Source organism: Agrobacterium sp. P15N1-A (genome assembly GCF_044626815.1).
GTDB lineage: Bacteria > Pseudomonadota > Alphaproteobacteria > Rhizobiales > Rhizobiaceae > Agrobacterium > Agrobacterium leguminum.
Window position 1 is genome coordinate 961,589 of sequence record NZ_JBIUPF010000001.1, and the last position, 26,836, is coordinate 988,424.

A 26,836-nucleotide genomic window follows, 5' to 3' on the forward strand; every position below is an offset into this window, starting at 1 on the left:
AATTACCGCCGGCGGGCGTTACCAGCCGCCGCCGCCACCGCCGCCGCCACCGGAGCCGGAAAAACCGCCGCCGCCACCGCCCGAAAAGCTGGAGCCGGAAGAACTGACGGGCTGGGGAATGGTGGAGGCAATGGTATTGGCCATGGAGGTGGAAAAGCCGCCGATCCTGTCGCCAAAGGTTCCGTAATTGCTGCCCGCATACCAGCCGGGCGCATAACTTGCAGCAGCGGCACCGGCAGCGGCCGTTGCAAGCCAGGCCTCGAACGTGCGGCTCCACGGTTTTTCGACGCCGAGCGCCACGGCATAGGGCAGCAATGTCTCGAAATGCTGCGGCGACATGGCGGGCGCACCAGCCATGTTCATCCGGTCTTTTTCCGCCAGCGTCAGATAGGTTCGGAGGCCTTCAATGCCATCCATCAGCTTGCGGCCGAGCGGTGTGGGCGCGCCCATCAGGAACAGGAAAAGCGCATTGGTGAGCACGATGCCGCCAATCGCCGCCAGCGCCAGCGACTTGGTGTCATGCGTCACATCCAGCAGGATTTGCGTGGCGATGCCGCCGATGGTGGAAAAGGCCACGAAACCGGCAAAGGCCAGCATGACGATGCCGCCGATCCGCTTGCGCAGCGGTGCGCCGCGCGAAAACTGGCGGCCGATGCCGATCGACAGGATGCTGAAGAAGAAGGCGAAAAAGCCGAAGACCAGCACGGCGGCAATGGCGCTTTCATCCAGATCGCCGAAGATCAACGTCGCGACGATGAGGGCGATGCTGAGGAAGATGCCGAAGACGGTGTAACCGGCATTGCTGCGGTAATATTTGCCGCGATGTTCTTTCTCTATCGCCGCGCGGAACTGTTTTCCGACCTTTTCCACCTCCGCCCCATGGGCCTTGTCGATGGTCAAAGTCTCGCCCGGACCGCCGATGGACGCCAGCAACGTTTTCTGGCCGGTCGGCAGATCGGTGGCGGTTGCCTTTTCGGTACGGCGGATGACGATGGCGTTCTTCAAATCCTCCAGAACGACATAACCCTTCACCGCAAGATCAAGGGCCGAGGCAGAGAGCGCCGTCCAGCCGGCGCCCGAAAAACCGCGATTATCGACGTAATTGACCAGAGCCGGAGAAAGCCCCTCCGGCGCATCCCAGCGCGGCACGACCACGCCCTTCGCCGGATCGCGGCCGACGGCGAACCAGGCGCGCAGGTAATAAAGCAGCACGGCGAAAAGCCCGCCGCCCGAAAGCAGGATGGCGAGATTATCCCGCAGCCACCAGCCCGCCTCCTGCGAGGTGTCAGGTGCGGCAATCGCGCCCTTGGGCAGCTTGACGGCGACCGTCATGCCCTCGCCAACCATAAACGGGCGGGTGGAGGCGAAGAACACCTCGTTGCCTTCGTTCAGAATGCGCGCATCCTTGCCCTTCGCACCCAGAGGACCGGTGAAGACGGCGGTGTCGGTGGCCCTGACACCCTGCGGCAAAGTGATGGTCGCGGAAATCTCGCCCATCGGGAATTGCCAGCCATTGCCGGTGACATTCCAGGTCAGCTCGTCATAGTCGCTGAAATAGCGGATCTGCCGGGCGGTGGTGTAGGTGATCTGGAAGATATGCTCGCCGGTCGGCAGAAACCGGTCGGCGCTGCCGGTATAGATGCGGATGCCGCCATCGATATTCTCGGTGCGCCAGTTTTCCGGCGCGCCATCGCGCTCCACCGAAACGACGTTGAAATCCACCTTGGTACGGCGGTTATTCGCATCCAGCGCATAAAGCGGGAAATCACGGAAGATGCCGCGTTTGATGTTCTGTCCTTCGGCGCGGGCGGTGATGGTTTCGGTCACCGTCAGCTTGCTATCCGCCGCCACCTCGACGACGGAATGGTAGGAGCGGATGAATTCCTCCGCGAAGGCCGGGAAGGCCGCGCCCAGGAAGACGAACAGCGCGAGAAGTCTTGCGGCGATGGTCTTCACGGGCGGTCCCTCCTCAATGGCTCAGTGCTGCGGCTCGGCAGCGCTTTCCTTTTCGGTATAGTCGACGCCCAGCGAGGCGAGCGCCTTCCAGTAACCGGGATAGGTCTTGCCGACGCAGGCCGGATTCTGGATGGCAATGCCGCCGATCTTCAGCGCCGCCAGCGCAAAGCTCATGGCGATGCGGTGGTCGGCAAAAGTATCGATTGAGGCCTTGACCGTCTGGCCCGCAAGAGCCGGATCGGAATGCACGATCAGGTCGTCGCCCTCTTCATGCGCCAGACCGTTACGGATTTCGTTAAGGCCGAGCGAGACGGCGCGGATACGGTCGCATTCCTTGACGCGCAGATTGGCGATGCCGACGAAACGCACCGGCGTCTCGTTGAAGGCAGCCAGAACCGCGATGGTCGGAATGGCGTCCTGCATCTGCGAACCGTCGATTTCGGCGGGCAGGTGCGGAAACTTGGCCATGACCTCATAGGCCTTGGCATCCGGCTGGGTGAACTTGTCGGCGGGCGTGCCGATATCGATGGCGCCGCCACTCAGAAGCTCGGCACCCCAGAGATAGGTGGCGGCGGAGGCATCCGGCTCGATGTGGAAATCGGTGGCCGTATAGCCCGTCGGATGCACGCGCCAGATGGCGTTGCTGACCCGCTCAATCTTCGCGCCGAAGGCTTCCATGGCCGATGTGGTGAGGTCGATATAGCCCTTCGCGCCGATTTCCTCGCCCTTGAGGATGATATCGACCGGCTTGTCGCCGCAGGCGGCCGCCATCAGAAGTGCGGACACATATTGGCTGGAAAGGTTGGCGTCGATGGTGACGCTGCCTTTCGGGAAACCCGTGCCCTTGCCGCAGACGGTGACGGGCGGGCAGCCGGTCGGCGCTTCCGCCTCGACACCGAGGGAGCGCAGGGCTTCCACCAGCGGCATGATCGGGCGTTTGCGCATGTGCTCGTCACCATCGATGATGACCGCACCATCGACAAGTGCTGCAGCGGCGGTGAGGAAGCGCGTGGCGGTACCGGCATTGCCGAGGAAAAGCGGCTTTTCCGGCTGTTGCAAAACGCCCGTGCCTTCCACCACGAAGGTCGTCGCATCAGGCTCGGTTACCTTCACGCCCATCTCGCGCAGGGCTTCGGCCATATAAAGCGTGTCGTCGCTCTTCAGCGCGCCGGTCAGACGGCTTTTGCCCCTGGCGAGGCCGGCGAGCAGAAGCGCGCGGTTGGTGATGGATTTGGAGCCGGGCGGCTCGACCTTGCCGGAAAGCGGATGGTCGGGCGGGGTGATGGTCAGTTCGATCATGATTGTCGTCTTGTCAAAGAATGCGGCGAAGAGCCGGATTATCGGAATTTGAACGGGAGGTCTTAAGCCGCCGGGGAACAGTGCCCTTAGAATTTCACTGTCGGCACGGCGCGGTCGGCCGGGTTCTCGATCTCGAAATAGGGCGCCTTGGCGAAGCCGAACTGGCCTGCGACCAGATTGGATGGAAAGCTTTCCACCTTGACGTTGAGATCGCGGGCAGCGCCATTGTAATAACGGCGCGACATCTGGATTTCGCTTTCGATGGTTTCCAGCGAACGCTGCAATTCCAGAAAATTCGTATTGGCCTTGAGATCGGGATAGGCTTCGGCAAGCGCAAAGAGTTTACCGAGCGCCTGCGACAGCAGGCCTTCCGCCTGGGCGCGACCCTCGACATCGCCTGCCGGCACGGCCTGCGCCCGGTTGCGCATGGCGATCACCTCCTCGAAGGTGCTCTTTTCATGCGCCGCGTAACCCTTCACTGTCTCGATGAGATTGGGAATGAGATCGGCGCGGCGCTTCAGCTGCACGTCGATGCCCGACCACGCCTCTTCCTTCATCTGCCGCGCCTTGACCAGCCCGTTATAGACGAAGACGACATAAAGCGCGATTGCCGCGATGATTGCCAGCGTGATGAACATTCCCGACCCCTCCTCAAGAGGCGCGGACACCAGAACGGCGTCCGCACGTTAGACTGTTGCCCCGCCTTACATAGACGTTCAGGCGGCCCTGTTCCAGTTCAGCCCGCCCGCATCCGTCAGCAGGAAGGCTTCGCCGCAGGCTTTCGCCAGCGTGCGCACGCGCAGGATATAGCTCTGGCGTTCCGTGACCGAAATTACGCCGCGTGCATCCAGAAGGTTGAAGACGTGACTGGCCTTGATGCACTGGTCATAGGCCGGGAACACGCATTTGTGCAGGCGCTGATTGTCGTTATCACCGGGCGCACCGGCGGCGAGAAGCGCCTGGCATTCCTTTTCGGCGTCGATGAAATGGCGATGCAGCATGGCCGTATCGGCAAATTCGAAATTATGCCGGGAATATTCCTGCTCGGCCTGCAGGAAGACGTCGCCATAGGAAATCTTCTCTTCGCCCTCGCGGCCGTTGAAGTTCAGGTCATAGACATTGTCGACGCCCTGAACATACATGGCGAGACGCTCCAGACCATAGGTCAGTTCGCCCGCGACCGGCGAGCATTCGATGCCGCAGACCTGCTGGAAGTAGGTGAACTGCGAGACTTCCATGCCGTCGCACCAGCATTCCCAGCCGAGACCCCAGGCGCCGAGCGTCGGGCTTTCCCAGTCATCTTCGACGAAGCGCACATCGTGCAGCAGCGGATCGAGGCCGATCGCCTTCAGCGAACCGAGATAGAGTTCCTGCAGGTTCGAAGGGTTGGGCTTCAGGATGACCTGATACTGGTAATAATGCTGCAAGCGGTTGGGGTTTTCACCGTAACGGCCGTCCGACGGGCGGCGCGAGGGCTGCACATAAGCGGCCTTCCACGGCTTGGGACCAAGCGCGCGCAGCGTCGTCGCCGGATGAAACGTACCAGCGCCCACTTCCATATCGTAGGGCTGCAGCACCGCGCAGCCCTTGTCGGCCCAGTAATTATGCAGCGTCAGGATCAGCGCCTGAAAGGAACGCTTCGGGTTCATATGGTCGGGAACATCGGTCATTGCAGTCATCGCGGCGTTAGGAGGATAAGTAAGCATTGACTTACTTCGGATGCGGACACGTGCCACGGCATGGCCTGAGGGTCAAGGTTTTATGCGTGGAGACGGGCAGTGAACGGGTTGACGATCTTCATCCGTCCGTCAACGGCAAGACCGTCATGCATGTCTTCCGAGAGGAAGACGGTGCTTTCAGCCTCCAGAGCTGCTGCTACCATCAATGCGTCATAGAAGGCGAAGTTATATTTATCGACAAGATCAATAGCGCTCGCATTTAACTGCACATCGAGTTCGACGACCGTCACGGCCATTCGGCGGAGACCATCCAGCGATCTGTGGATTTCGCCCCATTTTTGTGGCCACTTCCTCCGAACAACACTCGCAAATTCATTAAATGCCTGAACGCTCGTCACATAAGGTTTCGAAACGATCTCTTGGGCCTTGGATGACCGTTCGTCGTCCAGAAAGGCGTAGATGAAGATATTCGTATCGAGAAAGGGCAAATGGCTCAACGCTCATTTGCCTCTTCGCGGTCGAATTTCCAGCCCGGCGGCAGCTGCCATCGCTGAGCGCGAATATACGATAGTATCTTTTCGCGCTCCTCCTGCGAAATGGAAGCAGACGGTCCCTGTACGGGTACAGAAACATCCACCTCGTCGCCTTCCTTGATATGCAAGGCTTCCGCGACATCCGCCGGGATGCGGACCGCAAGACTATCGCCCCATTTCGTGACACGCATGACAGCCTCCTTACTCGAAAGCGACTATAGCAAATTCTGCGTTACAGGAAAATTACGTCTCATCCTCGCGCTTCACGCGGTATTCGCCGGTTTCCGGGTCCTTGATCAGCGTGCCGATGGCGCCGGTCTCGCGTTCCTTCTCGCGCTGTTTCGATTTCGCCGAGAGCTTTTCCGCGTCTCGGACGAAGCGGCGGTAAAGGATGACGGATCCCACCACCAGAAGAAGAATTGTAATGAGCTGCGCCATAAGGCTTCATTCCCGAGACATCATAGACCGAAACGCGACCACAATGCCTTTTCTTCGGCGACCTCCGCAAGCCCCGAGACGGCGCCTGCGGCCAGCCTTTCGGCATTCACCTCCAGCGCCGCATTCACGCCCGGCACCTTTTTGCCGAATAGAGTGCGCCCGCCGCTGACGAGCTGGAGCTTGACCTTCTCACCGTAACGGCGGCGCAGAATCTCGCGCATGTCGCCCAGCCCGTCGATCAGGCCGAGGTCGAGGCCGCGCATGCCGGTCCAGAACAGGCCGGAGAAGATCGCCTCGTCGCCCTTCAGTTTCGAGCCGCGACGCATCTTGACCATATCGATGAAAACATTGTGGATTTCGACCTGAAGCGACTTCAGGTAATCGATATCGCCTTCCTTTTCCGGCTGGAAGGGATCGAGGATGACCTTGTTCTCGCCGGCCGTATAGACACGGCGCTCCACGCCGATCTTCTTCAGCATTTCCGGAAAACCGAAACCGCCGGAAACGACGCCGATCGAACCGACGATGGAGGTGGGGTCGGCAATGATCTCATCACCGGCAAGCGCGATCATGTAGCCGCCGGAAGCTGCAACGTCCTCGACGAAGATCAGGACTTTCTTTTCCTTTTCCTCGGCGAGCTGGCGGATGCGATTATAGATCATCCGCGCCTGCACCGGCGAACCGCCGGGCGAGTTGAGCGAAATGGCGACGGCCGGGGCATCCTTGACGGCGAAGGCCTTTTCCAGAAGCGGCGCATAGGAGGCGAGATTGAGGGCGGGGCGGAACTGGTTGCCGCCGGCCATGATCGCACCGTGCATGCGCACCACCGGGATGACGAGCTCTTTTTTACGAAAGCGTTTCGGCACCAGATACTTCAGAAAACCCACTACTCAATCCTCGCAGCATTTATCCGTTCGTCACGGATGTATGTATCGCCCCGGAAAACACAATGGTTTGCGGCCGGCGGAACGGCGATATTTATGATGCGGTCCGGATTGCCCTTACATTACGCGAATAGGCGGCGCGGCCATTGTTCAGGTCATCCACGAAGGGGGTGAAGGCATGGCTGCCGGTCTCATGCATGATGAGCGGCGCGCGGAACGACAGCCGCGCCCGCGAACCCTTGATGGCGGTGACGAGCATGCGCACCGCGTCCTCGCCAGGGCGCGGATGAATGAGGGTGATTTCGATGCCGCCGAAACGGCTGCCACAGGCGGCGATGATCTCCGCCACCGATTGCGGCCTTGAAATCAGGGAAAGCTGCCCGCCCGGCACCATGATCGCGCCCGCGGTCCTGATCCAGTCTTCGAACAGGCCCTCCGTCATGGCGTGGGCCTCGGCCTTCAGGGCATCCGGCGTGCGGCGGTCGCCCGCATCGTTATAGGGCGGGTTCATGATGACGTGATGGAAATGATCGTCGGGCAAGCCCGCTTCGGCGCGTGCTTTCGCCCGCAGCGTCACATCGGCTTCGCGTACATTCACGCGAGCGGAAAAAGCAGCATTCTCAGGTAGTTCGAGGCTGCGGCGGGCAAATTGCGCCATTTCCGGCGAGCGTTCGTACAGCGTCACCTCAGCCTTTTCGAGCCGCGCCGCAACCGCCATGCCGGCGGCACCCGCGCCCGCGCCGAGATCGGCGATCCGGCAGGCACGCTCATCCGCCACCAATGATGCCAGAAGCATGGCGTCCATGCCGGCCCGATGCCCCCTGCCCTTTGGCTGGATGATGTGAAACCGGCCCCGGTGAAAGGCGTCGATCGTTTCGGAAATGCCGTCGCCCACCGCCGCTCAAGCCTCTTCGTTGCGCAACTCGTCACCGAGCCCGGCATCGATGAGAATGCGGCGGGCCTGATCGGCCCGATCTTCCTCCACCAGAAACCTTCGCGGCAAAAGACCGAGCGATCCTTCCAGAATGCTCATCGCCTGGTCGGCGATGAGGCAATGGATGCCGGCATCCTTCATCAGGCTTTCGGCGAAGGAGAGCAGCACGGCATCGTTGGTACGGATCAGTTCACGCATGGATAGACCTTAAATTCCCATCTTTTTGAATGGCTAGCGGCAATTCGCCCCTTGCCGCGCAAGGCGTCAGTTTTTATTGTCGAATTCAAATTCGAACTGGAGTCCTGTCCCTTGGGCGTCGTCATACCGCTTGAAGAAAGCAAAAACAAACTCGCATCCGTCAAGCCGCTTGTCGACCTGACCCGCCCCGATATGGAACGGGTGAACCAGCTTATCCTTTCCAAGGCCGGTTCCGATGTCCAGATGATACCCGAGGTGGCCAACCACCTCATCTCTTCCGGCGGCAAGCGCCTGCGGCCGATGCTGACGCTCGCCTCCGCCTCGATGTTCGGTTACGAGGGCGACAACCACATCAAGCTCGCCACCAGTGTGGAATTCATGCACACGGCAACGCTTCTGCATGATGATGTGGTGGATGAAAGCGATCTGCGCCGCGGCAAATCCACCGCCCGCACCATCTGGGGCAACCAGGCGAGCGTTCTCGTCGGCGACTTCCTGCTCGGCCAGGCCTTCCGCATGATGGTGGATGTCGGCTCTCTCGATGCGCTCGACGTGCTGTCCACCGCCGCCTCGGTAATCGCCGAGGGCGAGGTGCTGCAGCTTTCGGTCGCCAAGAACATGGAAACGACGGAAGACGATTATCTTCAGGTGATTCGCGCCAAGACGGCCGCCCTTTTTGCGGCGGCGGCGGAAGTCGGCCCCATCGTCGCCAAGACCGACAAGGCGACCCGCAGCGCGCTGAAATCCTACGGCATGAATCTCGGCCTCGCCTTCCAGCTCGTCGACGACGTGCTGGACTACGGCGGCAAGTCCGCCGATCTCGGCAAGAACACCGGCGACGATTTCCGCGAAGGCAAGATCACGCTGCCGGTCATCCTCTCCTATCGTCGCGGCACGCAGGATGAGCGCGCTTTCTGGCGCAACGCCATCGAAAAGGGTGAAAGCAGCGATGAGAACCTCGAAAAGGCGCTGGGCCTGATCACCAAGTACAACGGTCTTGGCGATACGATCGGCCGCGCCACGCACTACGGCACCATCGCCCGCGATGCGCTCGCACCGCTGCCGCAGAGCCCCTGGAAAGATGCGCTTCTGGAAGTGATCGACTTCTGCATCGAGCGTCTGAACTGACGCCGCAGGCCGGGCGAAAGGCGGATGGAAAAGACCATCCGCCCAATGTTCCGGGCCAGCTTCTCCGCAAGGCGTGATTGTGGCCGGGGCCATAATTTCTTGCGGGGCTGCTTCAAAAAAGCCATTCTATCGTGACCAACAATGGAAACTGATTTTTCCGTGCTTCTGCACAAAGGCAAGGGTTCCCTCATGCGGCGTAAACCAGCACTCCGTCTTCTCTGCAGCGCGGCTCTTGCCGCTGCTCTCGCAATCGGCGCGGGTGCAAGCCCCGGCTTTGCGGAGACGAAGGCGACACCGGAAGACAAGGCCGTTACGTTCGATCCCGGCAAGGTGAACACCTTCTCCGGCGCCTTCCTCGCCGGGCGCAATGCCGATGTCGATCAGGATTATCCCACCGCGATTTCGCTTTACAAGAAGGCGCTGGAATTCGATCCGGCCAATACGGAAATCCGCCAGCGGCTGATGATCGCCGAACTTCTGAGCGGCAATTTCGAGGCCGGCGCCAAGATCGCCGATTCGATGAAGGACGATACCTCGGTGGAGCGCGTGACGACCATCGTACGCGGCCTCGACGCCATCAAGGACAAGGAATTCGCCAAGGCCGAGAAGATCCTGAAATATACCGGCCCGAACGATCTCGACCGCATGGTCAACACGCTTTTGACCGCCTGGGCGCGCGCCGGTTCCGGCAAGCCGAAGGAAGCGCTGGCGCTGGTCAACAATATGAAGGGCCCGGGCTGGATTTCGATCTTCCAGAAATACAATGCGGCGGCCATCGCCCTTGTTTCCGGCAACAATGAAGCCGCCCGCAAGAGCCTGAACGAAGCGGTGACGGACCGCGAAGGCGGGGCAACCGCCTCCGATACCTATATGCGCGCGGTGATGGCGCTTGCCCGGCTGGAGGCTTCCGCCGGCAACAAGCAGAAGGCGCTGGATGCGATTGCGGTCGGCGACACTTTCGCGCCGAATTACGCGCCGCTGAAGGCGCTTCGCCAGTCCATCGAAAATGGTGAAAAGCCGGAACAGCAGATCACCAATGCCGTGGAGGGCGCCGCCAGCGTCATGTTCTCCATCGCCGGCGCGCTGAACCGCGAGGGCGCCGAAGAGATCGTGACGCTTTATCTGCAGACGTCGCGCGCGCTCGATCCGAAGAGCCCAGATACGCTCATCCTTCTCGGCGGCCTTTCCGAAGCGCTGAAACAGCCTGACCGCGCTATTGCCTTCTACCGCGAGGTGCCGAAGGATTCGCCGATGTATCGCATCTCCGAGCTGCAGCTCGGACTGACGCTTGCACAGACCGGCAAGGTGGATGAAGCGCGCAAGCATCTCAAATCCCTGCTCGAATCCGATCCGAAGGATATCCGTTCCTATCTCGCCTATGGCAGCGTGCTTTCGGACGCCAAGGACTACAAGGCGATGGCCGAGAACTACGACAAGGCCATCGAGGTCATCGGCTCCGTGCCGCAGAAATCCGACTGGTCGGTCTTCTTCCAGCGCGGCATCGCCTATGAGCGGCTGAAGGAATGGGACAAGGCCGAACCGAATTTCAAGCGGGCGCTGGAGCTGAACCCGGAACAGCCGCAGGTTCTGAACTATCTGGGTTACTCCTGGGTGGACAAGGGCATCAACCTCGATGAAGGCATGAAGATGATCAGCCGCGCCGTCGAGCTTCGGCCGAATGACGGTTATATCGTCGATTCGCTCGGCTGGGCGCATTATCGCCTCGGCGCTTTCGATGAAGCCGTGACCGAGCTGGAGCGGGCGATCGAACTGAAAGCCGGTGATCCGACCATCAACGACCATCTGGGCGATGCCTACTGGCGGGTCGGCCGCAAGATCGAGGCGGTCTATCAGTGGAACCGCGCATTGATCGGCGACAGCGACGACGTGGACAAGGCCAAGGTGAAGGAAAAGATCGCCAACGGCCTGCCGCCGGTGGAAAAAGATGCCGAAAATACCGCCAAGAAGGACGTCGCGCCGGTGCCGCCGGCTCCTCCGGCACCGGCACCCGCTGCCACTCCGGACAAGAAATCCTGACGCCGCATGCGCGGACATGAGGTTTCCGGGGCCACCGAGACCATCGAGGCGGCCCCGGCCAAGATCAATCTGGCGCTGCATGTGACCGGCCAGCGAGCGGATGGGTATCACCTGCTCGAAACGCTGGTGACCTTTACTGAAGCCGGCGACACGATCCGTATTCGCGACGCCGATGCCGACAGTTTCTCCATCTCAGGCCCTTTCGGCGATCTTTTGCGCGCGGGCGATGGCGGCGATAACCTCGTCACCCGCGCTAAGGACCTGTTGCGCGATGCGCTTGCATCGACGGGTCAACCGGCACCCCCGGTCGCCATTCATCTTGAAAAGAACCTGCCGGTGGCTTCCGGTATCGGCGGCGGCTCGGCGGATGCGGCCGCGACGCTGCGCGGGCTTTTGCGGCACTGGCGTGCCGGGATCGCACCGGATACGCTTGCATCCATGGCGTTGACGCTCGGGGCGGATGTGCCGATGTGCCTTGAGAGCCGATCCCTGATCGCGCGCGGCATCGGCGAGGACATCGAACCGGTGACCGATCTGCCGGAGCTGTCGATGGTTCTGGCCAATCCGCTGAAGGCGGTCTCGACGCCGGAGATTTTCCGGCGATTGCAGAACAAGACCAATCCGCCCCTGCCCGCCTCTGCGACAATCGGCTGGATGGATTTTCTCGCCCAAAGCCGTAACGATCTGCAACCGCCGGCCCAGGCGCTTCTGCCGGAAATCGGGGAAATCATTGGGTTGCTGTCGCAGGAAGGTGCCGCGCTCGTGCGCATGTCCGGTTCGGGAGCAACCTGTTTCGGGATTTTTCATTCCCTTGAAGCGGCCAGGAAAGCGGAAACATCGCTTCGAAAGAAACGCCCCGGCTGGTATTTTCAGGCGACGCGGACCATTTGAGGATTAGAGCGGCGGGCCCGCCGCTCCCAGTTTTGTTTGAGCATCGGATTTCCCGAAAACCGCAATATACTTTTCGGTCCGATGCTCCCGGCATTCGAGGATAAGGCCATGGCAGGCGAAAGACCCTTCATTCCCCTTGGCATTGCGGTTTTGACCGTTTCGGACAGCCGCACGCTGGAGAACGACAAATCCGGCGATACGCTCGTCGCAAGGCTGGAGGAAGCGGGCCACAGGCTCGCGGCTCGCGCCATCGTACCTGATGACAAGGCAGCGATTGCCGGCACCGTGCGCGACTGGACGCTCTCTGAGGGCGTGGATGTGGTGATCACCACCGGTGGCACCGGTTTTACCGGCCGCGATGTGACACCCGAAGCGCTGGAGCCGCTGTTCGAAAAGCGCATGGACGGATTTTCCGCCCTCTTCCATCGCATCTCCTATGACAAGATCGGCACCGCCACCATCCAGTCACGCGCGACCGGCGGCGTGGCGAACGCGACCTTCATTTTCGTGCTGCCGGGCTCGCCGGGTGCGTGCAAGGATGCGTGGGACGGGATTCTCAAGGCCCAGCTCGATTATCGCCACATGCCCTGTAATTTCGTGGAGATCATGCCGAGGCTCGACGAGCATTTGAAGCGTGGGGCTGGGGGCGTTTAAAGAAAGATGACAGAGGGATTTTAGGGTGGCCATTCACGGCGAACCGAAGGTGCGCGCGGCTTCACCCCCCTCTGCCCTGCCGGGCATCTCCCCCTCAAGGGGGAGATCGGCAAGAGGCCCTCTTGTCGCTTCACTCTCAAGCTTCAAGATGGACGAGACATCGCCGCAGATCGATCTCCCCCCTTGAGGGGGAGATGCCCGGCAGGGCAGAGGGGGGTAAAGCTTCACGCACCTCCGGTTCGCAGACAATACCCGCCCAAAAACCCCATCACGCCAGATATTTCTTGAAGAACTCCGTCGTTCTGCCCCAGGCAAGATCGGCGGCCGCCTTGTCGTAGCGCGCCGAGGACGTGTCATTGTTGAAGGCGTGGTTGACGCCGTCATAGACGAAGATTTCAAAGGTCTTGCCGTTTTCCTCCAGCGCCTTCTTATAGGCGTCGATGCCGGCATTGATGCGCTCGTCGAGACCCGCATAGTGCAAAAGCAGCGGCGCCTTGATGGCCGGTACATCGGCCGCCGGGGCCTGCTGGCCGTAATAGGCGACGCCGGCATTCAAACCTTCTGACTTGGTGGCGAAACGGTTGACCAGCCCGCCGCCCCAGCAGAAACCGACAGCACCGACCTTGCCATTCGCCCCCTGCCTTGCCGCAAGCCATACCCGGCCCGCTTCGGCATTGGCGACGGTCGCGTCCATGTCGAGACCGCTGAACATCTGCCGCGCCTTCTCCTCATCGGCGGGCGTGCCGCCCTGCGGTGATAGGAAATCGACCGCAAGCGCCCTGAAACCGGCGAGCGCCACACGCCTTGCCACGTCGCGGATATGGTCGTTCAGACCACGGTTCTCGTGGATGACGATGACCGAGCCGATGGGGCCGGAAGCGGATTTCGGTGTAACGAGGTAACCCTTCATCTCGCCACCGGGGGCGGGATAGGTCACCTCCTCGGCGACGATCCTGTCGTCATCGGCCGCGATGACAGCCGCACGGGCGCTGTTGGCCGAAAGAAGCGGGGCGATGGCCGCCGCCGCTGCACCAGACCCGGCCAGTACGGTGAGCTTTTCCATGAATTTGCGGCGATCGAGGCTGAGATGGGTATATTCATCGTAAGCGTCGATCATGGCCTGCGTGATCCTGGGCTCGTCCATCGCTCTATCCTCCTTGAACGCACGGATGCGGAAGGATAGCGCAGATCGCCCCGCGGGGAACGAGGCGGGGGCAAGCGGCGTCACACATTTGCGTGAGCGCCGCCACCGGTTCTTCACATCAGGCGGCCAGGTCCACGACGATACGGCCGTCGATCTTGCCCTCTTCCATGCGGTGGAAGATATCGTTGATGTTTTCGAGCTTGTCCCAGGAGAAGTGGGCGGCAACCTTGCCTTCACCGGCGAAGGTCAGCGCCTCCTCCAGATCCTGCCGCGTGCCGACGATGGAGCCGCGCACCGTGATACGCTTCAGCACCGTGTCGAACACCGGAATGGAGATGAAGCCCGGCGGCAGGCCGACAAGCGCCATGGTGCCCTTGGAGCGCAGGAAGCCGTAAGCCTGCTCCATGGCCTTGGGCGACACCGCCGTCACAAGCGCGCCATGGACACCGCCCGTCGCTTTCTGCACCTGCTCCACCGCGTCAGGCGCGCGACCATTGACGACGACATCGGCTCCGAGTTTTTTCGCAAGCGCCAGCTTGTCGTCGAAAATATCGGCGGCAACGACATGCATGCCCATGGCCTTTGCATATTGCACGGCCATGTGGCCAAGCCCGCCAATGCCTGAAATGACCACCCACTCACCGGGCCTGACTTCGGTTTCTTTCAAACCTTTATAGACGGTGACGCCGGCGCAGAGCACCGGTGCGGCCGGGCCGAAATCGAGATTATCCGGCAGGCGGCCGACGAATTTCGGGTCGGCGAGGCCGTATTCGGCAAAGCTGCCATTGACGGAATAGCCGGAATTCTTCTGGCTCGGGCAAAGCGTTTCCCAGCCCGTGCGGCAGGGAATGCAGCATCCGCAGGCGGTGTAGAGCCAGGGCGTGCCGGCGCGGTCGCCTTCCTTGATGCCGGTGACGCCAGCGCCGATCTTGGCAACGTAACCGACGCCTTCGTGGCCGGGGATGAAGGGCGGATTGGGTTTGACCGGCCAGTCGCCGGTTGCGGCGTGCAGGTCGGTGTGGCAAATGCCCGTCGCCTTGTAGTTGATGAGAATTTCACCGGGGCCGGGATCCGGTATCGCCACTTCCTCGATGGTCAGCGGTTTTCCAAACGCGCGGACGACGGCTGCCTTCATTGTCTTAGCCATGACATACTCCCTAATCTCTGCTCGCCTGAAATCCTTGACGGCGAGGCAGAGATTAGCGGGGATGGGGCGTCATGGAATTGACCCATCGCAAATCGGAGCATTTTGCAAGGCGGGATTGTCTCACTTATGAGGCAACCTCACGGTGCCGATTTACTCCAGCGCCAACCATATGGCGAGCCATGCCCACAGGCAGACGACCAGCGCAAAGCCGATGCCGAACAATGCGCCACGCTGACGCAGGCGGTTGCTGGTGACGTGGACATAGGAATGGGCATAACGCGAGAGCACGAACAGCCACGCCAGAACGACAGTGACGATATTGTCCGCATCCGTGATGTAGAGCAGCAGGCAGGCGATGTGGAACAACACCGGCAGTTCGAACTGATTGGCGATGTTTCGGTTCACCAGATGGCTTTCGCGCGCCTCTTCGCCCCGGTCGCGCAGCTTGATCGCCGATTCGCGATCCTTGAAGGTGTATTTGTTGCGCCGGACGATCAGAAGCCCGTAAAGCCAGAAGACCAGAAAGACATGGGCGATCATCGGCCAGAACATTGCGGTCGTGGGTGACATGCTTTCTTCTCCAATCATGAAAACGCTCCCCGATCCGGCATGAATCGGGGAGCGCCAAATACTCAGTATCCTTTTACGGATTCGCCTCGAAAGATCAAACCGCGCCGGGGTAGTTCGGGCTTTCGCGGGTGATCGTCACATCATGGGCGTGGCTTTCGCGCAGGCCCGCGCTGGAGATGCGAACGAAGGTGGCGCGCTCCTGGAATTCCTTGATGTTGCTGCCGCCGACATAACCCATGGCGGCTTTCAGGCCACCGGCCAGCTGGTGCAGGACGCCGGAAACCGGACCCTTGTAGGGAACCTGACCTTCGATGCCTTCCGGAACGAGCTTCAGCGTGTCGCGCACTTCCGCCTGGAAATAACGGTCTGCCGAACCGCGCGCCATGGCGCCAACGGAGCCCATGCCGCGATAGGCCTTGAAGGAACGGCCCTGATAAAGGAACACTTCACCCGGGCTTTCATCCGTGCCGGCCAGCAGCGAGCCGATCATGACGGCGGAAGCGCCGGCGGCGATTGCCTTGGCCAGATCGCCCGAGAACTTGATGCCGCCATCGGCGATAACGGGGATGTCAGCCGCATTGGCGACTTCAACCGACGACATGATGGCCGCAAGCTGCGGAACGCCGACGCCGGCGACGATGCGGGTGGTGCAGATGGAGCCGGGGCCGATACCGACCTTGACGCCATCGGCGCCGGCATCGATCAACGCCTTGGTGCCGTCGGCGGTGGCGACATTGCCGGCGATGATGCGAACAGAGTTCGACATCTTCTTGACCTGCGACACGGCATCCAGCACGCGCTGCGAATGGCCGTGCGCGGTATCGACAACCAGAAGGTCGACGCCGGCATCGATGAGGCGCTCGGCGCGCTCGATGGCGTCAGCACCGACGCTGATGGCGGCAGCGGCGCGAAGACGGCCCTGTGCATCCTTGGTGGCGTTGGGGTTCAGCTGCGACTTCTCGATGTCCTTGACGGTGATGAGGCCGACGCAATTGCCCTTGGCATCCACAACCAGCAGCTTTTCGATGCGATGCTTGTGCAGCAGGCGGCGCGCTTCCTGCTGATCGACGCTGCTTTCCTTGACCGTGACCAGATTTTCGCGGGTCATCAGTTCGTAGATTTTCTGCTGCGGATCGGAGGCGAAGCGCACGTCGCGGTTGGTCAGAATACCGACGAGACGGCCGTTCTTGTGGCCGCCGGAACCGCCGTTTTCAACGACCGGAATGCCGGAAATGCCATGGGCCTTCATCAGCGCCTGTGCTTCAGCGAGCGTCGCGTCCGGGCCGATGGTGACCGGGTTGACGACCATGCCGCTTTCGAACTTCTTCACCTGCCGCACTTCTTCGGCCTGTTCGATGGGGGTCAGGTTACGGTGGATGACGCCGATGCCGCCGGCCTGGGCCATGGCGATGGCGAGGCGGCCTTCGGTGACCGTATCCATGGCGGAAGAGAGGATAGGAAGGTTGAGATCGATATCGCGGGCGATGCGGGTGGCGATATTCGTCTGTCCCGGCATGACTTCGGAATGTCCGGGTTGCAGCAACACATCGTCAAATGTGAGAGCGTCCAAACCAGTGGGTGTTTGAATGATGCGTGCCATGACCAAATTCCTTCATACTGAAAATGCGTGGCCGTTCCGGAACGAAAAGTTCACCCCGGCGCCCTGCAAGGATTGCTTGGAAGTTGGCGAGGGCTGGTAACACGTTCATGACAGGAAGGGAATAGAAAAAACCCGGAATCGGCTTCCGGGCTTTTTCTGTTGCTGCGTTGCAGCAGACGTTAGAGCGCGTCGTGTGGATTCCTGTTCCACACGACGCGCTCTAACTGCTTGTTTTTATGCATGTCGTTATCGCAAAACCGCTTAACACTTTTGCGCGACATGCATCAGATGTCGAACTGATAGGATTTCGGCACGAAACGATAGCCCGTATCCAGCTTTTCCGCGTAACCGACAGCCGGGAACGGCATGTGATACCCGAGGAAAGGCAAACGGTCGGTGGCGATCATGTCATAGACCTTCTTGCGGGTCGCAGCGGCTGCCGCCTTGTCCATGTCGAATTTCACCTCCCAGTCTGGTTTCTGCAGGGAAAGGACGAAATGGTTGGCCGTATCCGCCGTCAGGATGAGTTGTTTGCCTTCCGATTCGACATGGAAGATCATGTGCCCTGGTGAATGACCGAAGGCCGCCACGCCGGTGATCCCGGATACGACACTGGCGCCGTCGCCAATGAAGGTCGCCTTTTCCGCCAGCGGCTTGACGTTCGTGAGAACGCCCTTGTGGCCGCCTTCGGCAGGCGTGCCGACGCGTTTCTCATCCGTCCAGAAATCATATTCCGCCTGGCCGAACACATAACGCGCCTTGGAAAAAGCCGGAGCGCCCTTTTCCATCAGCCCACCGATATGGTCGCCATGCATATGGGTCAGCACCACCACGGTCACATCTTCCGGCGTATAACCGGCGGCCGCCATGCCTTCGATCAACCGGCCATTGCCCGCACCGCGCCCGGCCTCACCGAAACCGGTATCGAACAGCACGAGATCCGTGCCGGTATTGACGAGGACCGGCGAGAAGGAATTGACGAATTGCTCCTTCGGCAGAAAATTGTCTTCCAGCAATTTTCCGACCGTCTCCGCCGACTGGTCGGTTCCGAAGGTCTCGCCGGGATTGGGGGCCGCGCGTGCGCCATCCTTCACCACCAGCACTTCGAAATTGCCGAGCTTGAAGCGATTGGTTTCAGGCGGCATCGCGTGTTCTATCTCCATGGAGGTTTGCGGCTGGTTGGTCTGGGCCGTTGCCGTGCGCGCCATCAACAGCGGCGCACCGAGAACGCTTGCGCCCGCTGCACCGATGAGGCCGCGTCTGCTCATGCTCAAGGATTGGGTCATTATCTTTCTCCCGATATCGCCAACTGGCCGTGATCGCCAACTGAACCGTGCCAACGGACAATAGAGCGAGAAAGTTGCAAGAAAACCGGCCTCACGCAGGTTTGATCGGAACTTGAGAAATTGATAATTAACGTGTTGGCAAGCCCGCTTATCAGGCGTAGGAGGAACGGCGATATCCTTTGTCGCAGCGGAAAGCCGCAGGCAGCCTCATGAACCGCATCATTCCCCTCATCCTGGCAGTCGCTCTCTTCATGGAGCAGATGGACTCCACCGTCATCGCCACCTCGCTTCCGGCAATTGCCGCCGACCTTCATGTCGGGCCGATCACGCTCAAGCTCGCATTGACGGCCTATATGGTGGCGCTGGCGATTTTCATTCCCATCAGCGGCTGGATGGCCGACAAATATGGCGCGAAGAAAATCTTCCGGTTCGCCATCGGCGTCTTCGTGGTGGGGTCGATCTGCTGCGCGGTGTCGTCCTCGGTGTTCGAATTCGTGCTTTCGCGTTTCCTGCAGGGCATGGGCGGGGCGATGATGACGCCCGTTGGCCGCCTCGTGCTTTTGCGCACGACCAAGCGCAGCGAACTCGTCTCCGCCATGGCGCTGCTGACAATCCCGGGGCTGGTGGGGCCACTGACCGGCCCGCCCATCGGCGGCTTCATCACCACCTATTTTTCATGGCACTGGATTTTCCTGATCAATGTGCCCATCGGCGTCCTCGGCATCTGGCTCGCGACGATCTTCTTGCCCGAAATCGAAACCACCAACCCGCCGCCCATGGACGGCAAGGGCTTCGTGCTTTCAGGCATCGCCGCCTCCGGCGTGGTGTTCGGCCTCTCCGTCGTCAGCCTGCCGGCGCTGCCGCCGGCCATCGGCATCGCCTCGACCATCATCGGTTTTATCTGCGGTTTTCTTTATCTGCGCCACGCCGCGCGACACCCCGCCCCCATTCTGGATTTTCGCATATTCCAGAACGCGACCTTCCGGGCGGCGTCCGTCGGCGGCACCGTTTTCCGCATTTCCACGGGCGCCATACCCTTTCTGATGCCGCTGATGCTGCAGATCGGTTTCGGGCTTAACCCGTTCCAGTCGGGCATGATCACCTTTGCCGGCGCAATCGGCGCAATCACCACGAAATTCATGGCCAAGCGGGTGTTTGCGGCAACGGGATTCCGCTCAACGCTGATCGGAGCCGGCATCGTCGGCGCCTTCACGACGCTCGCCAACAGCTTCTTCACCCCGGAAACGCCCTATCCGCTGATCATGATCTTCCTTGTGACAGCGGGATTTGCCCGGTCCTTCTTCTTCACCGGATCGAACGCGCTCAGCTATTCCGATATCGAGGACAGTCAGGCCAGCCAGGCGACGTCGATGGCGTCGGTGCTGCAGCAGATCAGCCTGGCGCTGGGCGTGGCTTTCGCCGCTTCCATTCTGGAAGTCAGCAGCATGATGTCGGGTACGCATCTGCAGCTCGCCGATTTCCACATCGCCTTCACCATCGTAGCGCTGGTATCGCTGTTCGCCATCGTGCCGATCATCCGCATGGACGGCAATGCGGGGGCGGCCGTCTCCGGCCACCGCGGCAAGGTCTCGCAACCGGCGGAGTGATCAGTCTTCGGAAGCCTCTTCGGCTTCGGACGCGTCGGCCGGCTCGTTCTTGCGGCCCTTGAAGTGCTTGGCAAGCAGGAACATTTCCACCGATTCCGAGCGGGACGACGCCGGCTTGATGTGCAGAACCTGCTTGAAGTTCTTCTTCAGCATGTCGAGCAATGCCTTTTCCGTGCCGCCCTGGAAGGTCTTGGCAAGGAAATGGCCGCCTTCCGCCAGCACCTGAACGGCGAAATCGGCTGCGACTTCGCACAGATGCATGGTGCGGATATGGTCGGTCTTCTGGTGGCCGGTGGTTGGCGCGGCCATATCGGACAGCACCAGATCGGGCGTGCCGCCAACGGCCTCCATCAGCTTTTCCGGCGCGCTCGGGTCGAGGAAGTCGAGCTGCAGGATTTTCACACCGGGAATGGGATCGATCTCAAGGAAATCGATGGCCGCGACGCGGATATCGTCCTCGGTCGAATCCGTCACCTTGGAGGCGATCTGCGACCAGCTGCCGGGTGCGGCGCCAAGGTCGATGATGCGGCGCGCGCCCTTCAGAATCTGGTGCTTGTCGTTGATTTCCAGGAGCTTGAAGGCGGCGCGGGCGCGATAGCCCTCAAGTCTGGCGCGCTGCACATAGGGGTCGTTGATATGACGTTCCAGCCAGCGGCGCGACGAGGCCTTGAGCTTGGTCTTCTTGACCTTCTGGCCGATCTTGCGGCCGGTACGGTTATTGCTTGTCGGCGCCTTGCTCATGTCAAACCTTCCGTCCTGTCCTGCCGTATCATCTGCATGCGCCGAATGCGGTTGCGCCGCCATGCGCCGTCATCCGCCATCATATCCGTCAAAAGGCCTTCGCGCAGGCCGCGATCCGCCACGCGCATGCGGCGTGCCGGCCAGCGGCGGCGAATGGCCTCGAGAATGGCGCAGCCGGCCAGAACCAGATCGGCCCTGTCAGGCCCGATGCAGGCATTGGCAGCGCGACCCGCGAAATCCCAGGCCAGAAGCTTGTCCTGCATCGCCGTCACCTCGGCGTCCGACAGCCACAGGCCATCCACCTTGCGGCGATCGTATCGTGGCAGGTCGAGATGGACGCCGGCAAGCGTCGTCACCGTGCCCGAGGTCCCGATCAGATGAAAATCCTCGTGATGGGTTTGCGGCGCGAGAGGCGGGCAATGGAAAGCATCGAGCAGCCCTTCGACTTCCCGCACCATGGCGGCAAACACATCCGGCGTCACATCGCGCCCGCCATGACGTTCCGAAAGCGTGACGACGCCGACCGGCAACGAGGTCCAGTGGGTGATATGGTTGGCGAGCCGGTTCGAGCGGTTTTCCCCGACCTTGATGACGGCGATTTCCGACGATCCGCCGCCGATATCGAACAGCACGACCGAACGCGCCTCGCGCCCGACGAGGGAGGCGCAGCCGGACACCGCAAGGCGGGCTTCCGTCTCGCGGCTGATGATTTCGAGCTTCAAGCCCGTTTCCCGCGTCACACGCGCCAGAAATTCCTCGCCATTCGACGCAGCGCGGCAGGCCTCGGTGGCGATGAGCCGCATGCGCCTGATCGGGCGACCGGAGAGTTTCGCGGAGCAGACTTTCAGCGCCTCGACAGCTCGATCCATGGCGTCGTCGGACAGCCGGCCGCTCGACACCAGCCCCTCGCCCAGCCGAACGATGCGCGAAAAGGCATCGACGACCCGAAACTGGCCGGGCCGCGTCGGCTGCGCGATCAGAAGCCGGCAATTATTGGTGCCGAGATCGAGCGCCGCATACATATCCGCCGGCGGCTCCTGGCCATGCTCATGCTGGCGGCCGGCATGGCGGGCGGATAGTTCGGATTGCCGGTGCGGTTCCTGCCCGGCCCCATTGGCGCGGCCATTCTGCTTGCCGACATGTTTCGGCGCATGGGTGGGAACCAGCGGACGACCCTGTGGATCGCGGCCGCGCGGATCGCGGTGACCACGCTTGCGGTGGCGCGACTTTCGCCCTGCGCCCGGTGGCACGGAGGATGGAGTGGCAACATCTGTTGCGGCTGGAGCCTGCGTCTGCGCGCCTGAAGCTGCCGCAACCTGCTGAGACGCGCCTTTGCCGCGAGAGCGCCTGCGGCGCTTTCTCTTGCGCGGCTCGGCATCCGGCTCAAGAGCCGATACATAGGAGGAACCGGCCGGAACATCCGCGGCAACATCATGCGACAGCACAACAGCGTCACGGGGCTGACCGTCACGCTTGTGTTTCTTGCCACGACGGGATCGCTTCGCTTTCCCTTTGTTCGCCACCGACGCCCCTTGTTCCGACGGCTTTGGGCCGTTTCCGGGGTCGATCACTGTCTTGTCCATTTCGCCGCGCACAAGCGTAGACGCTATGCTGCTGGCTTTCATAAGGTTTCGTTGGGCGGACAATACCAGCGCAAGCGATTTTAGCCAAATGGTTTTTGCCGGGCGGCGTGTGGCAAAGGCCCACACATCACCAAGCTTGCGTGGGGACCACCATGGACATGGCAATAATTTTGAGGATTTTCGGAAATCGGCAGCGGCCTGCGCGGATCGGGCTGGATAAAGTATTCCCCTCTCCCGGAAAGTCCTTGTGACGCATAACTTACCGGGAGAGGGGAATGGTACGGTTGAGTGGGGTCGAACCACCGACCTCAGGTGCCACAAACCTGCGCTCTAACCAACTGAGCTACAACCGCACATGAAACGCCGAAGCGGCGTCACGGGGGGTGACATAAAAGGTGTTTTCCCCATTTGCAAGTGCCTCTTCGAATTTTGCGAAAAAAGGCTGAGAAAGGCAAGTGCTTTTCAATGGGTCGGGCTGACATAAAGAGGCCGCTGCGGCCTGTTGATGTTAACTCTATTTGGCGATTCATCCGGCGGATGGTGGACCGGACCGCGCTGTGAAGTTATTTAAAATTCTGTTAACGTGATGCCTCGGCGGGTTTACGTTTAGGGCTTCATGAGGAAGCCGAAAAGCCCGCAAGGTCCGGTAGTGCCAGAATAGGTTTCGACATGCCCGCCGTCCAGTATCCCTTTATCGATATCGCAGTGCATGAACGGGTGCGTGAAGGTTTCGGGCGCGGCGCGGCCATGGCGTTGTTCTCGCTCGACCTTAAAAACGCCCTTTGGGCCAATGGCCGGGGTGCGGCGCTGTTCGGCACGCCGATGGTCTATGATTTTCTGGAACAGGGCCCGAAACCGCAGGACGTGACCTTCCGGCAACTGGCGGCCACGGCGGCGCGGCTTTCCAAAGCGGGCGACAGCCTGCCGTTTACCATTCGCATCACCTCTGGTTTCCGCAGCCTTGCCGTTACGGCGCGCGCGGAAATCATCGAGGCGGAACCCGGCCAGCCCGCCATCCTGTTTTCCGCCCTTACCGATCAGGCGGCACCCGACACGGCGGAATGCGCCCGGCGCATGATCGAAGGTTTCGATGACCCCGATATCCATATGGCGGTTTTGAACGGCGAGAACGAGATTGTCGCCGCTTCGCCCGGCTTTTCGTCGCTCGGCATCACGCCGCATACCGCACGGACACTGGTGAAAATGGCAGCCGGGCAGTCCGGCCATCTCGTCAAGCGGCCGGTGCCGACCGGCAAGGGCTATCTGCCCGCCGCCACCGGCCAGATTGCGGCATCGCCCGAACTGAACCTGATGTTCGTGGTCGAAACCGCTCTGGGCACACTCGATCCCGTCAATGGTTTCGCAGAAGACAGGCCGCAGGAAACGCCGGCCGCCGCCGAGCCCGCCCTGCCGGTTGCGGAGGTCGCTCCTGTTGCCTCGACAACCTCGTCTTTCGATTCCGTGCTGGATGCCGTCGCTGGCATCGAGGATGTGGAAGAGGTGCAGGAACTGCCGGTCGATCCCGAAGAGGAAGTGGCAGCGCAGCAGGATGAGAACAGCCTTCTCTCATTGCCGGAAAACGCAGCGGAGACCCCGGCGGCGCTTTCCGTGCAGGACGCCGACGCCGCGGCGCATGTGGCGATGACCGACGACATCGCCGATCTTTTCGAACTCGATGAGGATGAAGCAGAGGCTCCCTTAACCGAGCGCGCAGTCGCCGATGCCCCTGCGGAAGAGGCTCAAGCCGAAGAAAACGCAGTCGCTGACGATGAAATCGTTGAAACCACGCCGTCAGACGCTGCTCCTGCGGCGGATGAGGAGATAACGGCGGAGACGGAGACCGAGGAAACGGACATCGGCGCTGGCGCCGAAGCGCAGCCTTTTGTTTTCAATGCCGGTGCGCGCGCTTCCCGTTTCGTCTGGAAAATCGATGCGGAAGGCCGCTTCAGTTCGATCTCGCATGAATTTGCAGAGGCTGTGGGCGCCAAGGCGGCTGCCGTGGAAGGCATGGGCTTTGCCGATGTCGCGGCCCTGTTCAATCTCGATCCCGACGGCAAGATCCGCGAGCTTCTCGGCCGGCGCGACACATGGTCGGGCAAGACGATCTACTGGCCGGTGGAAGGCACATCGCTGATGGTGCCGATCGATCTCGCCGCCCTGCCCACCTATACGCGCTCACGCGAATTCGACGGTTTCCGCGGTTTCGGCATCGTGCGGCTTGCCGATGCCGCCGAAGATCCGCATGCCACCGGCCTGACCTTCCTCAACGGCGAAGAGGCCGATCCGGCGGAAGCCCTGCCGCAGCCCGCCATCGAGGATGAAAGCCACGAATTGCTGGCCTTTATCGATGAAGATGACGAGGCAGGCGAAGATTCCGATTCCATCGCTGAAGATGCGGTCCCGGTAACGGAGGCCGATGCGGCGGATGATGCATCGGACGTGGTTTCGGCCGAAGAACAGCACCATGATTATACTCCGCCGGAATTCGAAGCGCCGGTTGCAACGCCCGCGCTGGAGCCGGCCTATTCCGACAAGGTCGTCCATCTGGAGGAGCGCCGCTCGCGCTCCCGCGAGGGGCTGACCGCAGGTGAGCAGGCTGCCTTCCGCGAAATCGGCCGGGCCCTGGCGCCGGCGGATGCTGCTTCCGAAGAAGACCGGGAAACGGATGCGGAGGCCATTTCCGCTGAGCCGACCATGCAGGACATTCAGCAGGACATCGATGCGGATGCTTCGGACAGCGCGCCCCCCGATACGGAAAATGACGACGAGAAAACCGAACCGGCGGAGGAAGACGATCTTTTCGCCGATTATGTTCGTGGCGAGCAGCCTGCGGCCATTCGCGCGCCGGCGGATGAAAGCGGTTCCGACGAAAAGCAGGAGCCTGCGGCTGACGAGCGGCCGGCTGCCGATATAGCCGCTGCCATGGTCAGCCCGTCCGTTCGCCCCGCGAATGCCTTGACGGCCGAGACGCTGGACCAGATGCCCGTGGCGCTTCTGGTGCATGCCGGCGACAGGCTGATCCACGCCAATCCGGATTTCCTGCGATTGACGGGCTATGGCTCTCTCGCCGAACTCGAGGAAGTGGGCGGTCTGGAAGCGCTGCTGCAGCGGCAGGAGCTGGAGGACATGCCGGACAACGAAGGCGGCATGGTGGTCGTCAGCGCCGAAAACGACATCATTCCCGTCAAGGCGCGGTTGCAGTCCATTCGCTGGGAAGAAAACAAGGCGCTGATGCTGTCGCTGGTGCCGCTTGAGGAAAAGCAGGCGCCGGTTGCGGCCGCCAACGAAAATATTGCTGCCGGCGATGCCGAAAATGCGGAAGCAGGCAGCCTCTCCCTGCTGCAGGGCGAAGTGGAGGAGCTGCATTCCATTCTGGAAACGGCCACCGACGGCGTGGTGCTTCTGGGAGACGAAGGCGAAATCCGCTCGCTCAACCGTTCCGCCAGCGCGCTGTTCAACTATGACAATGGTGAAATCGCCGGCAAGCCTTTCGTCACCCTCTTTGCCCATGAGAGCCAGCGCGCCGTGCTGGATTATCTCTCCGGCCTTGCCAATAACGGTGTCGCCAGCGTGCTGAACGACGGCCGCGAAGTGATCGGCCGAGAAGCGTCCGGCGGCTTCCTGCCGCTGTTCATGACCATCGGCCGGCTGAAATCCTCGCATGGCTATTGCGCGGTGATCCGCGACATCACCCAGTGGAAGCGCACGGAAGAAGAACTGCGCAACGCCAAGCGTGCGGCGGAAACCGCCAATGCCCACAAGACCGACTTCCTGGCGCGCGTCAGCCATGAAATCCGCACGCCGCTCAATGCCATCATCGGCTTTGCCGACATGATGGCGACCGAACGTTTCGGGCCGATAGGCCATCCGCGTTATGTGGAATATGCCAATGATATCGGCCGCTCCGGCCGGCATGTGCTCGACATCGTCAACGATCTGCTCGATATTTCCAAGATCGAGGCCGGGCAGATGGATGTGGATTTCGTCGCCGTGCCGCTCAACGAAACGGTGGCCGAGGCGGTCTCACTGGTACAGCCGCAGGCCAACAACCAGCGCGTCATCATCCGCACCGCTCTTGCGCAATCCGTGCCGCAGATCGTCGCCGACCTGCGCTCGATCAAGCAGATCGTGCTGAACATCCTGTCGAACGCCATCCGCTTCACCCCCTCGGGCGGCCAGATCGTGGTGTCCACCGCCTATGAGGCCAATGGCAGCGTGTCGCTGCGCATTCGCGACACCGGCATCGGCATGACCCGGGCGGAACTGGAACAGGCCATGAAGCCGTTCCGGCAGGTGGCCTCCTCCGGCAAGCGTGTGCGTGGCGACGGCACCGGGCTCGGCCTGCCGCTGACCAAGGCGATGGTGGACGCCAACCGGGCGAATTTCTCCATCACCTCCACGCCGAATGAAGGCACCCTGGTGGAAATCACCTTTCCGTCGCAGCGGGTTCTTGCCAACTGAGGCCATGCGGGCGTAGCAATGCGGAAGCCGCCGGCACCATGGTCGCCGGTTGAGGCCTTTGCACGA

The 26,836-nt window shown here is 61.3% G+C and carries 23 protein-coding genes and 1 tRNA gene; 6 read left to right on the forward strand and 18 right to left on the reverse strand.

Annotation, left to right across the window (positions count from 1 at the left end):
- Positions 1-18 precede the first annotated feature (18 nt).
- The 10 genes from ACIK7D_RS04740 to ACIK7D_RS04785 form a co-directional block, all read right to left on the reverse strand.
- Positions 19-1,956, reverse strand: a complete 1,938-nt coding sequence (locus tag ACIK7D_RS04740) for a DUF2207 domain-containing protein (RefSeq protein WP_400155729.1) — start codon at positions 1,954-1,956, stop codon at positions 19-21.
- A 21-nt stretch (positions 1,957-1,977) separates the two neighbouring features.
- Positions 1,978-3,255, reverse strand: coding sequence for a 3-phosphoshikimate 1-carboxyvinyltransferase (locus ACIK7D_RS04745; RefSeq protein ID WP_400155730.1), 1,278 nt, complete (start codon positions 3,253-3,255; stop codon positions 1,978-1,980).
- 86 nt (positions 3,256-3,341) lie between these two features.
- Complete coding sequence (locus ACIK7D_RS04750) at positions 3,342-3,893, reverse strand: LemA family protein (protein WP_400155731.1); 552 nt, start codon at positions 3,891-3,893, stop codon at positions 3,342-3,344.
- A gap of 78 nt (positions 3,894-3,971) precedes the next feature.
- Positions 3,972-4,934 carry a glycine--tRNA ligase subunit alpha gene (locus ACIK7D_RS04755; protein WP_020813609.1) on the reverse strand — a complete coding sequence of 321 codons (963 nt, stop codon included), beginning with the start codon at positions 4,932-4,934 and terminating at the stop codon, positions 3,972-3,974.
- An 80-nt stretch (positions 4,935-5,014) separates the two neighbouring features.
- Entirely contained in the window at positions 5,015-5,431 is a 417-nt protein-coding gene (locus tag ACIK7D_RS04760; protein WP_400155732.1) for a PIN domain-containing protein, read from the reverse strand.
- On the reverse strand, positions 5,428-5,658 hold the full coding sequence (locus ACIK7D_RS04765; RefSeq protein WP_262534823.1) for an AbrB/MazE/SpoVT family DNA-binding domain-containing protein: 231 nt from the start codon (positions 5,656-5,658) through the stop codon (positions 5,428-5,430). The genes ACIK7D_RS04760 and ACIK7D_RS04765 overlap by 4 nt, the downstream gene beginning before the upstream one ends.
- A gap of 52 nt (positions 5,659-5,710) precedes the next feature.
- Complete coding sequence (locus ACIK7D_RS04770; protein ID WP_020813606.1) at positions 5,711-5,905, reverse strand: NfeD family protein; 195 nt, start codon at positions 5,903-5,905, stop codon at positions 5,711-5,713.
- A gap of 20 nt (positions 5,906-5,925) precedes the next feature.
- A complete protein-coding gene (locus tag ACIK7D_RS04775; RefSeq protein ID WP_400155733.1) occupies positions 5,926-6,792 on the reverse strand; it encodes a S49 family peptidase in 867 nt (288 codons plus the stop codon).
- 91 nt (positions 6,793-6,883) lie between these two features.
- Positions 6,884-7,684 carry a tRNA1(Val) (adenine(37)-N6)-methyltransferase gene (locus ACIK7D_RS04780; protein WP_137002925.1) on the reverse strand — a complete coding sequence of 267 codons (801 nt, stop codon included), beginning with the start codon at positions 7,682-7,684 and terminating at the stop codon, positions 6,884-6,886.
- A 6-nt stretch (positions 7,685-7,690) separates the two neighbouring features.
- Positions 7,691-7,921 carry a DUF2007 domain-containing protein gene (locus tag ACIK7D_RS04785; protein WP_003503261.1) on the reverse strand — a complete coding sequence of 77 codons (231 nt, stop codon included), beginning with the start codon at positions 7,919-7,921 and terminating at the stop codon, positions 7,691-7,693.
- 111 nt (positions 7,922-8,032) lie between these two features.
- Here ACIK7D_RS04785 and ACIK7D_RS04790 point away from each other — a divergent pair, with 111 nt between their 5' ends.
- The 4 genes from ACIK7D_RS04790 to moaB all read left to right on the forward strand — a co-directional run bounded on the left by ACIK7D_RS04790 (position 8,033) and on the right by moaB (position 12,631).
- Positions 8,033-9,049: a polyprenyl synthetase family protein gene (locus tag ACIK7D_RS04790; protein ID WP_035261923.1), complete on the forward strand. Its 1,017-nt coding sequence runs from the start codon at positions 8,033-8,035 to the stop codon at positions 9,047-9,049.
- A 189-nt stretch (positions 9,050-9,238) separates the two neighbouring features.
- A complete protein-coding gene (locus ACIK7D_RS04795; protein WP_137002924.1) occupies positions 9,239-11,086 on the forward strand; it encodes a tetratricopeptide repeat protein in 1,848 nt (615 codons plus the stop codon).
- Between the two features lie 6 nt (positions 11,087-11,092).
- A complete protein-coding gene (locus ACIK7D_RS04800; protein WP_400155734.1) occupies positions 11,093-11,977 on the forward strand; it encodes a 4-(cytidine 5'-diphospho)-2-C-methyl-D-erythritol kinase in 885 nt (294 codons plus the stop codon).
- Between the two features lie 108 nt (positions 11,978-12,085).
- Positions 12,086-12,631, forward strand: a complete 546-nt coding sequence (moaB, locus tag ACIK7D_RS04805) for a molybdenum cofactor biosynthesis protein B (RefSeq protein ID WP_400155735.1) — start codon at positions 12,086-12,088, stop codon at positions 12,629-12,631.
- A 268-nt stretch (positions 12,632-12,899) separates the two neighbouring features.
- On the opposite strand, the gene ACIK7D_RS04810 is transcribed toward moaB, so the two are convergent.
- From ACIK7D_RS04810 to ACIK7D_RS04830, 5 genes are all read right to left on the reverse strand, one after another.
- Positions 12,900-13,775 carry a dienelactone hydrolase family protein gene (locus tag ACIK7D_RS04810; RefSeq protein ID WP_262534819.1) on the reverse strand — a complete coding sequence of 292 codons (876 nt, stop codon included), beginning with the start codon at positions 13,773-13,775 and terminating at the stop codon, positions 12,900-12,902.
- A 118-nt stretch (positions 13,776-13,893) separates the two neighbouring features.
- The gene (adhP, locus tag ACIK7D_RS04815) at positions 13,894-14,922 is read right to left on the reverse strand and encodes an alcohol dehydrogenase AdhP (RefSeq protein ID WP_004440101.1); all 1,029 of its coding nucleotides are present in this window, start codon (positions 14,920-14,922) and stop codon (positions 13,894-13,896) included.
- 150 nt (positions 14,923-15,072) lie between these two features.
- Positions 15,073-15,474, reverse strand: coding sequence for an MAPEG family protein (locus ACIK7D_RS04820; protein ID WP_035263190.1), 402 nt, complete (start codon positions 15,472-15,474; stop codon positions 15,073-15,075).
- Positions 15,475-15,586: 112 nt separating this feature from the next.
- Positions 15,587-17,092 (reverse strand): IMP dehydrogenase, encoded by a 1,506-nt coding sequence (gene guaB, locus ACIK7D_RS04825; RefSeq protein WP_065654415.1) that lies wholly within the window; start codon positions 17,090-17,092, stop codon positions 15,587-15,589.
- A 284-nt stretch (positions 17,093-17,376) separates the two neighbouring features.
- Entirely contained in the window at positions 17,377-18,378 is a 1,002-nt protein-coding gene (locus tag ACIK7D_RS04830; RefSeq protein WP_400155736.1) for an MBL fold metallo-hydrolase, read from the reverse strand.
- Positions 18,379-18,587: 209 nt separating this feature from the next.
- Here ACIK7D_RS04830 and ACIK7D_RS04835 point away from each other — a divergent pair, with 209 nt between their 5' ends.
- A complete protein-coding gene (locus tag ACIK7D_RS04835) occupies positions 18,588-19,985 on the forward strand; it encodes an MDR family MFS transporter (RefSeq protein ID WP_174022692.1) in 1,398 nt (465 codons plus the stop codon).
- Here the strand turns inward: ACIK7D_RS04835 and ACIK7D_RS04840 are convergent, their stop codons facing one another.
- The 3 genes from ACIK7D_RS04840 to ACIK7D_RS04850 all read right to left on the reverse strand — a co-directional run bounded on the left by ACIK7D_RS04840 (position 19,986) and on the right by ACIK7D_RS04850 (position 22,662).
- A complete protein-coding gene (locus ACIK7D_RS04840; protein WP_065654416.1) occupies positions 19,986-20,726 on the reverse strand; it encodes an RlmE family RNA methyltransferase in 741 nt (246 codons plus the stop codon).
- On the reverse strand, positions 20,723-22,351 hold the full coding sequence (locus ACIK7D_RS04845) for a Ppx/GppA phosphatase family protein (RefSeq protein WP_400155737.1): 1,629 nt from the start codon (positions 22,349-22,351) through the stop codon (positions 20,723-20,725). The genes ACIK7D_RS04840 and ACIK7D_RS04845 overlap by 4 nt, the downstream gene beginning before the upstream one ends.
- 234 nt (positions 22,352-22,585) lie before the next feature.
- Positions 22,586-22,662 (reverse strand) — tRNA-His (locus ACIK7D_RS04850).
- A 316-nt stretch (positions 22,663-22,978) separates the two neighbouring features.
- On the opposite strand from ACIK7D_RS04850, the gene ACIK7D_RS04855 reads away from it, so the two are divergent.
- Positions 22,979-26,770 carry an ATP-binding protein gene (locus ACIK7D_RS04855; RefSeq protein ID WP_400155738.1) on the forward strand — a complete coding sequence of 1,264 codons (3,792 nt, stop codon included), beginning with the start codon at positions 22,979-22,981 and terminating at the stop codon, positions 26,768-26,770.
- Positions 26,771-26,836: the final 66 nt, after the last annotated feature.